Annotated in this window: 8 protein-coding genes and 1 pseudogene; 5 read left to right on the forward strand and 4 right to left on the reverse strand. The window is 75.2% G+C overall.

Features of this window, described 5'->3' with window-relative positions:
• The first annotated feature begins 134 nt into the window (after positions 1–134).
• Together HCN56_RS20135 and HCN56_RS20140 are read left to right on the forward strand one after the other, a co-directional pair.
• Positions 135–3,083 (forward strand): FAD-binding and (Fe-S)-binding domain-containing protein, encoded by a 2,949-nt coding sequence (locus HCN56_RS20135; RefSeq protein ID WP_167973157.1) that lies wholly within the window; start codon positions 135–137, stop codon positions 3,081–3,083.
• Positions 3,084–3,326: 243 nt separating this feature from the next.
• Positions 3,327–3,989 (forward strand): HAD family hydrolase, encoded by a 663-nt coding sequence (locus HCN56_RS20140; protein WP_167973159.1) that lies wholly within the window; start codon positions 3,327–3,329, stop codon positions 3,987–3,989.
• Here HCN56_RS20140 and HCN56_RS20145 read toward each other — a convergent pair.
• Together HCN56_RS20145 and HCN56_RS20150 are read right to left on the reverse strand one after the other, a co-directional pair.
• The gene (locus HCN56_RS20145; RefSeq protein WP_209312976.1) at positions 3,970–4,311 is read right to left on the reverse strand and encodes a hypothetical protein; all 342 of its coding nucleotides are present in this window, start codon (positions 4,309–4,311) and stop codon (positions 3,970–3,972) included. The genes HCN56_RS20140 and HCN56_RS20145 overlap by 20 nt on opposite strands.
• Positions 4,311–4,496 (reverse strand): hypothetical protein, encoded by a 186-nt coding sequence (locus tag HCN56_RS20150; RefSeq protein ID WP_167973155.1) that lies wholly within the window; start codon positions 4,494–4,496, stop codon positions 4,311–4,313. The genes HCN56_RS20145 and HCN56_RS20150 overlap by 1 nt, the downstream gene beginning before the upstream one ends.
• Here HCN56_RS20150 and HCN56_RS26620 point away from each other — a divergent pair.
• A pseudogene (locus tag HCN56_RS26620) lies at positions 4,483–4,605 on the forward strand (IS110 family transposase); the annotation flags it as partial. The gene HCN56_RS20150 and the pseudogene HCN56_RS26620 sit on opposite strands and share 14 nt — an antisense overlap.
• Before the next feature lie 18 nt (positions 4,606–4,623).
• Here the strand turns inward: HCN56_RS26620 and HCN56_RS20160 are convergent.
• On the reverse strand, positions 4,624–4,857 hold the full coding sequence (locus tag HCN56_RS20160; protein ID WP_167973161.1) for a hypothetical protein: 234 nt from the start codon (positions 4,855–4,857) through the stop codon (positions 4,624–4,626).
• 399 nt (positions 4,858–5,256) lie between these two features.
• Here HCN56_RS20160 and HCN56_RS20165 point away from each other — a divergent pair, with 399 nt between their 5' ends.
• Positions 5,257–7,089 carry an ABC transporter transmembrane domain-containing protein gene (locus tag HCN56_RS20165; protein ID WP_167973163.1) on the forward strand — a complete coding sequence of 611 codons (1,833 nt, stop codon included), beginning with the start codon at positions 5,257–5,259 and terminating at the stop codon, positions 7,087–7,089.
• On the forward strand, positions 7,086–8,876 hold the full coding sequence (locus HCN56_RS20170; protein WP_167973165.1) for an ABC transporter ATP-binding protein: 1,791 nt from the start codon (positions 7,086–7,088) through the stop codon (positions 8,874–8,876). The genes HCN56_RS20165 and HCN56_RS20170 overlap by 4 nt, the downstream gene beginning before the upstream one ends.
• Positions 8,877–8,951: 75 nt before the next feature.
• On the opposite strand, the gene HCN56_RS20175 is transcribed toward HCN56_RS20170, so the two are convergent.
• Positions 8,952–9,434, reverse strand: coding sequence for a peroxiredoxin (locus HCN56_RS20175; RefSeq protein ID WP_167973167.1), 483 nt, complete (start codon positions 9,432–9,434; stop codon positions 8,952–8,954).
• Between the last annotated feature and the right edge of the window lie 168 nt (positions 9,435–9,602).

Genomic DNA, 9,602 nt, shown 5'->3' on the forward strand with positions numbered 1-9,602 from the left:
CCGTGACGGCGCGGGCGGGGCGGGGCACCCCCGGCCGACGGCCGGGCCGCGCCCGGCACGGCCGGGGCCACCCACCTATGCTGGCCTCCGACCGGCGGGCACGCCCGACGCCCCCGGCCGGAGGGAGACCCACCATGCCGCTGCTGGACCCGGACCCCGCCGCCCTGCGGCCCGCCGCCGACACCCCCGTCGCCGACGACCGGGTGCCACCGGAGCTGGCGGAGGGCACCCCGGAGCCACTGCGGCACGACCTGACGGAGCTGCTCGGCGCCGAACAGGTGCTCTGGCGCGTCACCGACCTCGTCAGCTACGCCTCGGACGCCAGCCCCTACCGGTTCGTCCCCAACGTCGTCGTGGTCGCCCGGCACGCCGACGACGTCGCCGCCGTCCTCGGCTACGCGCGGCGCCACGGCCGCCACGTCGTCTTCCGCGCCGGCGGCACCTCGCTCAACGGCCAGGCCCAGGGCGAGGACATCCTCGTCGACGTGCGGCGCCACTGGGCGGGGGTGACCCCGCTGGACGGCGGGGCCCGCGCCCGCATCCTGCCCGGCACCACCGTGCAGCGCGCCAACGCCGCCCTCGCCCGCCACGGCCGCGTCCTGGGACCGGACCCGGCCAGCGCGATCGCCGCCACCCTCGGCGGTGTGGTGGCCAACAACGCCTCCGGCATGACCGCCGGCACCACCCGCAGCAGCTACCGGACCGCCACCTCGATGACGATCGTGCTGCCCTCCGGCACGGTGGTCGACACCGCCGCCCCGGACGCCGACGCGGCGCTCACCGCGGCCGAACCCGACCTCGTCGCGGGCCTGTCGGCGCTGCGCCGGGAGATCCTCGCCGACACCGCGCTCACCGCCCGCATCCGCGCCAAGCACCGGTTGAAGAACACCAACGGCTACCGGCTGGACGCGTTCCTCGACTCCGACTCCCCCACCGGCATCCTGCGCTCCCTGATGGTCGGCTCGCAGGGCACCCTCGGCTTCCTCGCCGAGATCGTCATGGAGACGCTCCCGCTGCACCGGCACGTCCTCGCCGGCCTGCTGTTCTTCCCCTCCCTCGCCGCGGCGGCCGCCGCCGTCCCCCGCTTCACCGCGGCCGGCGCCCCCGCCGTGGAGCTGATGGACGGCAACACGCTGCGCGCCTCGGTCGCCGTCGACGGCGTCCCCGCCGACTGGGCCGACCTGCCGCCGGGCACCACCGCGCTGCTGGTGGAGTTCCGCGCCCCCGACGAGGCCGCCGCGGAGGCGGCCCGCGTCGCGGCCGAGGAGCTGCTGACCGAGGTGGAGCTGGTCGCGCCGGTCGCCTCGGTCACCAACGCCTTCACCACCGACCGGGCGGTGATCGGCGGCTACTGGAAGGCGCGCAAGGCGTTCGTCACCGCCGTCGGCGGCGCCCGCCCCCCGGGCACCACCCTCATCACCGAGGACTTCGCCGTCCCGCCCGAGCGGCTCTCCGAGGCGTGCGAGGCGCTGCTGGAGCTCCAGGAGCGCCACGGTTTCGACGCCGCCGTCGCGGGCCACGCGGCCCACGGCAACCTGCACTTCCTGCTCGCCTTCGACGCCGCCGACCCCGCGGACGTCGAGCGCTACGCGGCGTTCATGGCGGAGTTCTGCGACCTCACCGTCGATCGGTTCGACGGCTCCCTCAAGGCCGAGCACGCCACCGGCCGCAACATCGCGCCCTTCCTGGAGCAGGAATGGGGCGCGACCGCCACCGACCTGATGTGGCGGATCAAACAGCTCCTCGACCCCACCGGCGTCCTGGCCCCCCGGGTCGTGCTCGACCGCGACCCGCGCGCCCACCTGCGGGGGCTGAAGTCGATCCCGACGGTGGAGGCCGAGGCCGACCCCTGCATCGAGTGCGGCTTCTGCGAGCCGGTCTGCCCGAGCCGCGACCTGACCACGACGCCCCGCCAGCGGATCGTCCTGCGGCGGGAGATGATGCGGCAGCCCGCCGGCTCCGACGTCGGGGAGAACCTGCTCGCCGACTACGGGTACGCCGCCGTGGACACCTGCGCCGGGGACTCCGGCTGCCGCGTCGCCTGCCCCGTCGGCATCGACACCGGCGCCATGATGAAGGAGTTCCGCTCCCGGCGGCACTCCGGGCGGCAGGAGCGCGCCGCGACGGCCGCCGCCCGCCGCTTCGCCGTGCTGGAACGCGCCGCCCGCCTGGCCGTCTCCGCCGCCGCGACCGCGGGTGACACCGTCTCCGGGAAGGCGACGGCGCTCGCACGGCGGGCGGTCAGCCACGAACTGGTGCCGCAGTGGCTGCCGGGGATGCCCCCGGCGGCGGGCCCGCTGCCGCGGACACCGCGCGAGGGCGCCACCGCCGTCTACTACCCCGCCTGCGTCAACCGGATCTTCGGGGAACCCGAGGGACTCACCGGCTCCCTGCCGCTCCCCCGCGCCGTGGTCGCGCTGGCGCTGCGCGCCGACCGGCCGGTCTGGGTCCCCGAGGACGTCGCCGGGACCTGCTGCGCCACGATCTGGCACTCCAAGGGGTACGAGGGCGGCAACACCCTCATGGCCAACCGCGTCATCGAGGCCGCCTGGCGGTGGACCGACCACGGCCGGCTGCCGCTGGTAGTCGACGCCTCGTCCTGCACCCTCGGCCTCGCCGAGGAGGTCGTCCCCTACCTGACCGAGGCGAACCGGGAGCGCCACGCGCAGCTGACCGTGCTCGACTCGCTCCAGTGGGTCGTCGACCAGCTCCTGCCGCGACTGGCCGTCAACCACCCGGTGGAGTCGGCGGTGGTGCACCCCACCTGCTCGATGCAGCACCTGGGCGACGAGGACGCGCTGCGGCAGATCGCCGAGGCGTGCGCCGGGGAGGCGGTCGTCCCGCTCGACGCCACCTGCTGCGGCTTCGCCGGGGACCGGGGCATGCTCCACGAGGAGCTCACCGCCTCCGCCACCGCGCGGGAGGCTGCCGAGGTCACCGCACGCCCCTTCGACGCGCACCTGTCGGCCAACCGCATGTGCGAGATCGGCATGGAGCAGGCGACCGGCCGGCCGTACCACTCCGCGCTCATCGCGCTGGAACGCGCGACCCGCCCGGCGGGACCCGCGCCGGGCGGAGCCTGAACCGGCCGGCGGTCGGCACGGGCGTCCGGAGCGGCGGCCGTGGGCGGTGACCGGCCCGTCCACGCCCGGGAACGGCCCAGCTCCCCTCGCTCGGGATCGGTCACGTCGGCGTGCCGGTCGGCTTCCCTCACGACGCGCGCGAGGAAAGGCGGCTGATCGGTCGTCATGCCGCACGTCGTGACGGCGTGTGTCCCCCGCGTACCCGATCAGCGAGATCCGGGCCGCGTCGGTACCCTGACCCGCATGATTCGTGCGGTGGTCTTCGATGTGGGCGAGTGTCTCGTGGACGAGACACGGGAGTACGGCACGTGGGCGGACTGGCTCGGGGTCCCGCGCCACACGTTCGCGTCCGTGTTCGGCGCGGTGATCGCGCAGGGCCGCGACTACCGCGAGACGTTCCAGGCGTTCCGGCCGGGCTTCGACCTGAACGAGCAGCGCGAGGCCAGAGCGGCAGCCGGTAAGCCCGAGACCTTCGGGGAAGACGACCTGTACCCCGATGTCCGGCCGTCGCTCCGGGCTCTCGCGGACGCCGGCCTGTGGCTCGGCATCGCAGGGAACCAGACGGTGCGGGCCGGGGGCATCCTGCGAGAGCTGTTCAGCAAGGACGTGGACCTCATCGGCACCAGCGACGACTGGGGCGCCCACAAGCCGGACCCGCTCTTCTTCGACCGCGTGTCCGCTGTCGTGCCCTTCTCACCGGAGCAGATCCTCTACGTGGGCGACCGGCTCGACAACGACATCAAGCCCGCGCTCGCCGCCGGGATGCGCACGGCGCTGGTGCGGCGCGGCCCGTGGGCCACGATCCAGTGGGACACCCCGGAGGCCCGGAACGTACCGGACCTCCGGGTGGAGACGCTCGCGGACCTGCCGCCCGGCATCGAGCAGCTCAACGCGCAAGAGCGCTGACCGTGGTGCCCCAGCGGTAGAGCCTGTCGTCCAGCTCGCGGACGCACGGCAGCGCGGCGTGGTCGGCAAGCTGTCGCCGCACGTCGCGCACACGGTGCATGCCGGTTGCGTACCAGGTGATGGCGAGCTGATCGAGCGCGGCGACGGCGTGGGCGCAGGCGGCCGGGTAGTCGCCCGTGGCGACCTCCACCGCGGCGAGGTCCCCGAGGACCACCGACCTCTGCTTGTCGGCCTCCGGGGGGAGGGCTGCGAGGACCCCGGTCAGGGTCTCGCGGGCCTGCGGAACGAGGCCTGCGAAGTGGTCCCTCCAAGCCCCAACCATCAGAACCGGTCCGGCGCGAGCAGCCGGGCCACCACCCACTGCAACGGTGGCAGCGACAGGGCCATTGCGCCGTTCAGCGCGGCGTCGACCACATCGAGCGCCCGGCCCGGCGCCACCACCGGCGCCACCAGCCGGAAGACCGCCCTCGGCGCCGGCGGCGCGAACAGGAAGATCGCCCAGGGCAAGCACCACACCCAGGCCCCGCGCTGCCTCGCCAGACGCCGGACCGACGCCCTGTTCGCGATGCTCCGCGACGGAACCTTCCACGAGCCCCAACCTGCTGCGGCCAGGTGATGAGTCCGGACCGCTCGATCAGTCCTCCGGCCGAAGCCGCTGACGAGCGGCCTCAAGCCGCTGGTCATAGTCAGGCGCGAACAGCTCAGGAAGCGCCTTGTCCAGCGTTCCGGCGATCCGATGAATCGGTGCCCAGACCGCCGGATCGTCGACAACGCGGCTGAGGTCCGTCATCTGGAGATTCTCCAGCCAGTGCGACAGCACCAGCGCCTCGTCACTCGTGAGCTTGATCGTGATCTGGCTATCACTCATGCACACCCCTACCGCCCGGCCCGCCTGACCGCACGAACCTACTGGCCTCTGACCTTGACCAAACACATAGGGGCACCCCGCAGCGCCCACCGGCCGAGCAGCACCACCATCGACACCACCACGAGCCGGGTCGTCCGGTTGTGGAACACGGCGGAGGCCGCCACCGCGAAGACGCCCATGGTCCGGCACCATGCCGTCCCGCGGCGGGCGCCCGGGCGCAGGCACGCGGGCGCTACGCCGGGCGGGCGCATCCGCGCGCCGGGCCCGGGCGCCCGACCGACCACGGCGGACGTCCGCGTCCCCGGTTCCCCACCCAAAACCCGTTGAACCCGAGCCCCGTACCGATCAGGCTGGACAGGTTGTGACGGTGGGGCCGCGGCCCCGGACCCCAGGGACGTTATGCAGATTCGCGACCTCCCCCACGCCGACCCCGGGGAGCCCGACGTCAGGTCGGGCTTCCGGTTCCTGGTGTGGCTCTTCCGCCGCCAGCTCGGCGGCCAGACGAGAGCGGTGCTGTACGGCACCCTGCACATGACCGGGGTGGCCCTGCTGCCGGTGGCCGCCGGCGCGGCCGTCCAGGCCGTCATCGACGAGTCCGGCCGCGACCTGGCCCTGGTGGGCGTCGCGCTGCTGGGGGTGGCGCTGCTGATCGCCGGCGCCGACGGCGCGCTGCACCGGGCGGCGGTGACCAACTGGATCACCGCCGCGGCGCGGGTGCAGCAGCTCCTGGCGCGGCGCACCGCCGAACTCGGCGGCACGCTGACCCGGCGGGTGGCCGCCGGCGAGGTGGTGAAGGTGTCCACCGGGGACGTGGAGAAGATCGGCTGGTTCGTCGAGTCGTTCTCCCGCTTCGCCGGCGCCGTCCTCGTCGTGTTCGGCGTCTGCGCCGGGCTGCTGGTCTACCAGCCGGAGCTCGGGGTGGTGGTCCTGCTCGGCATCCTGGCCGTCGTGCTCCCGATGCTGCCGCTGCTGCCCGCCGCGACCCGCCGGGCGGACGCGGAGCGGGCGAAGTCCGGCCGCGCCACCGAGCTGGCGTCCGACACGGTGGCCGGACTGCGGGTGCTGCGCGGCATCGGCGGCGAGGAGCTGTTCCTGAGCCGCTACCGCCGCGCCTCCCAGGAGGTCCGCGGCGCGTCGGTGCACAGCGCCCGCATGTGGGCGCTGATCGACGCGGTGCAGGTGGTGATGCGGGGGCTGCTGCTCATCGCCGTCACCTGGCAGGGCTCGCGGCTCGCGCTGGCCGGCGACATCACCCCGGGCCAACTGGTGACGGTCTACGGCGCGGCGATGTTCCTGCTGTTCCCGCTGCGCGTCTTCCAGGAGGCGGCGATGGCGTTCGTCTTCTCCCGCCCCTCCGCCCGCCGCGCGGTCCGGGTGCTGTCGCTGCGGCGCGAGGACGGCGACGCCGCCCACACGCCGCCGGCCGACGGCGGTCCCCCCGCGCTGCACGACCCCGCGACGGGGCTGCGCGCCGCCGGCGGGGCGCTGACCGCCGTGGTCTGCGGCGACCCCACCACCGCGGAGCGGCTCGCCGCCCGGCTGGGCGGCCACGCCCCGCCCGACGACGGAGCCGAACCGGAACCCTCCGCCGAACTCGACGGGCGGCCGCTGGACGCCATGCCGCTGCGGGTCGCCCGCACCACGGTCCTGGTGCAGGACAAGGACCCGGTGCTGCTCTCCGGCACGCTGCGCGAGTTGCTCGACGTGCCCTCCTCCGGCCGGGTCGCGGTCGACCGGGCGCTGGCCGCCGCGCAGTGCGACGACGTGCTGGCCGCCGTGGCCCGCTCCGCCCCGGAGGGCGGCGGCGTGCTGGACGCGCGGGTCACCGAGCGGGGCCGCTCCCTCTCGGGCGGGCAGCGGCAGCGACTCGCCCTGGCGCGCTCCCTGGTGACCGACCCGCAGGTCCTCGTCCTCGACGAGCCCACCTCGGCGGTCGACTCCCACACCGAGGCGCGCATCGCCCGCGGCGTGCGGGAGCTGCGCGCGGGCCGCACCACCGTGGTGATGACCTCCAGCCCGCTGCTGCTGGACCTCGCCGACGCGGTGGTCTTCGTCCACGGCGGCGCGGCCCGCCCCGCCGCCACCCACCGCTCCCTGATCGCCACCGACCCGGAGTACCGCGCCGTGGTGACACGCGAGCCGGACGCCGGGACCGGGGCGCCGGAGCCCGCCGACGCCACCACCGCGCGGGGCTCCGATCCCGCGTCCGCACCCGCCGAGGAGTCCGTATGAGCCCGCGCATCGGCGTGGCACCGCCGGAGTTCGACCCGGCCGCCGGGGAGCACATCACCACCCTGCCGGTGGCCGGCGGCCCCACCGTCCGCCGGTACGTCGGCGAGTTGGTCAGGCGCCACCGCACCGCCTTCCTGGTGCTGATCGTGGTCAACACCGCGGCGGTACTGGCCTCCATGATCGGGCCGTACCTGCTCGGCGGGGTGGTGCAGGACCTCTCCGACGGGGTGACCGACCTCCCGCTGACCTGGGTGGTGTCGGTCTTCCTGGCCGCACTCGCCGCGCAGGCGTTCTTCACCCGGCTCGTGCGGCTGCGCGGCGCGATGCTCGGCGAGCGGATGCTGGCGGACCTCCGCGAGGACTTCCTGGTCCGCTCCGTCGGGCTGCCGCCGGGGGTGCTGGAACGCGCCGGCACCGGGGACCTGCTGGCCCGGATCAACACCGACATCGACCGGCTGGCGCAGGCAATGCGGGAGGCGGTGCCGCAGCTGGCGATCGCGGTGGTGTGGGCGGCGCTGCTGCTGGGCGGCATCGTGCTGACCGCCCCCGCGCTGGGGATCGGCATCCTGCTGGCGCTGCCGGTGCTGCTGGTGGTCTGCCGCTGGTACTACCGGCGGGCCGGTGCCGGGTACCGCTCGGAGGCGGCCGGGTACGCCGCGGTGGCGGCGGCGCTCGCGGAGACCGTGGACGCCGGCCGCACCATCGAGGCGCACCGGCTCACCGACCGCCGGGTCGAGCTGTCGGATCTCCGTATCCGGCAGTGGACCCGATGGGAGCGGTACACGCTGTGGCTGCGGACCGTGCTGATCCCGACGGTCAACATCTACCACTCGATGGTGCTGGCGGGCGTGCTGCTCATCGGCGGCGCCTTCGCGCTCCAGGGGTGGCTGACGGTCGGCCAGCTGACCACGGGCGCGGTGCTGGCGCAGATGGCCGTCGAGCCGGTGACCATGATCCTGCGCTGGTTCGACGAGCTGCAGGTGGCGCGGGTCTCGCTGGCCCGCCTGGTCGGGGTGCAGGAGATCGAGGACGCGCCGTCGGACGACGCGCAGCGCCCCGACGGCCGCGAGACGCACGCCGACCGGGTCCGGTTCGCCTACCAGGAGGGCACCGACGTCCTCCACGAGGTGTCGCTGCGGGTGCCGCCCGGCACGCGGGTGGCGCTGGTCGGGCCGTCCGGGGCGGGCAAGTCCACGCTCGGCCGGCTGCTCGCCGGCGTGTACGGGCCGCGGACCGGTGCGGTCACCCTGGGCGGCGCGCACCTGTCGCGGATGCCCCCGGAGCGGGTGCGCGAGCACGTCGCCCTGGTCAACCAGGAGCACCACGTCTTCGTCGGCCCGCTCCGCGACAACCTGAGGTTGGCGCGTCCGGACGCGGACGACGAGGAGATCTGGGCTGCGCTGCGCGCGGTGGACGCCGACGGTTGGGCGGCGTCGCTGCCGGAGGGGCTGGACAGCGAGGTCGGCTCGGGCGCCCTGCCGGTCGGCCCGGCGCACGCGCAGCAGATCGCGTTGGCGCGACTGGTGCTGGCCGACCCGCACACCCTGGTGCTGGACGAGGCGACCTCGCTGCTCGACCCGCGTGCCGCCCGCGACATGGAGCGCTCGCTGGCACGGGTGCTGGAGGGCCGCACCGTCATCGCGATCGCCCACCGGCTGCACACCGCGCACGACGCGGACGTGATCGCGGTGGTCGAGGACGGGCGGATCAGCGAGTTCGGCAGCCACGACGAACTGGTCGCCGCCGACGGGGCGTACGCCGCGCTGTGGCGTTCCTGGCACGGCTGACGACGGCCCGGGGCGACGGCCCGGGACGCCGGCCCGTCGCCCGCTCGGGGCGGCGGGCCGACGCGGCACCGGCCGTCAGGCCGCGTCGAGCGCGGCCAGTTCGCGGGCCAGGGTGTCGACGGGCTGGAAGGTGGCGCCCAGCAGCGCGACGTGCTTCCATCGGAGCACCCCGTCGGGGCCCACCAGGAAGACCGACCGGCGCAGCCCGAGCCCGGGCACGGCCACCCCGTAGGCGCGGGCGACCTCGCGGTCGGTGTCGGCGAGCAGCGGCATCCGCAGGTCGTGGCGGCGGGCGAACCCCTCGTGGCTGTCGAGGTCCTGGGGGCTGATGCCCCAGACCCGGGCGCCCAGCTCGGTGAACCGGTCGAGCCCGCCGGAGTAGGAGCAGAGCTGCTTGGTGCAGACCGCGGTGTTGTCGCCCGGGTAGAAGGCGAGCACGACGGGCGCACCGCGGTGCGACGAGAGCGTGTGGTCGGCGCGGTCGAAGGAACCGTCGGCGAGGACTCCGCCGGGGAGGGTGAAGTCGGGGGCGGGCTCACCGACGCGGGGTACGGCCACGGGTCTCTCCTCTGGTGGTGGCCGCTCCGCCCGGTCGGGCGGCGCGGCACGGCTGCGGAAACGGGCGGGCAAGGGGGTGCGGTCCCGCGGGGCGCGGCGCGCGGGGTGCGCCCCGCCCGCCGCCGGTGGTTCGGAGCGGCGCCGTCCGCGGACGGGTCACGCTACGCC

It is taken from the genome of Streptomyces lonarensis (genome assembly GCF_012033735.1).
Taxonomy (GTDB): domain Bacteria; phylum Actinomycetota; class Actinomycetes; order Streptomycetales; family Streptomycetaceae; genus Streptomyces; species Streptomyces lonarensis.

What these genes read in the sequence shown, in the direction of transcription:
- HCN56_RS20170 (WP_167973165.1), top strand. Translation starts at nt 7,086, where the DNA reads ATGAGCCCGCGCATCGGCGTGGCACCGCCGGAGTTCGACCCGGCCGCC.
- HCN56_RS20145 (WP_209312976.1), bottom strand. Translation starts at nt 4,311, where the DNA reads ATGGTTGGGGCTTGGAGGGACCACTTCGCAGGCCTCGTTCCGCAGGCC.
- HCN56_RS20165 (WP_167973163.1), top strand. Translation starts at nt 5,257, where the DNA reads ATGCAGATTCGCGACCTCCCCCACGCCGACCCCGGGGAGCCCGACGTC.
- HCN56_RS20160 (WP_167973161.1), bottom strand. Translation starts at nt 4,857, where the DNA reads ATGAGTGATAGCCAGATCACGATCAAGCTCACGAGTGACGAGGCGCTG.
- HCN56_RS20140 (WP_167973159.1), top strand. Translation starts at nt 3,327, where the DNA reads ATGATTCGTGCGGTGGTCTTCGATGTGGGCGAGTGTCTCGTGGACGAG.
- HCN56_RS20135 (WP_167973157.1), top strand. Translation starts at nt 135, where the DNA reads ATGCCGCTGCTGGACCCGGACCCCGCCGCCCTGCGGCCCGCCGCCGAC.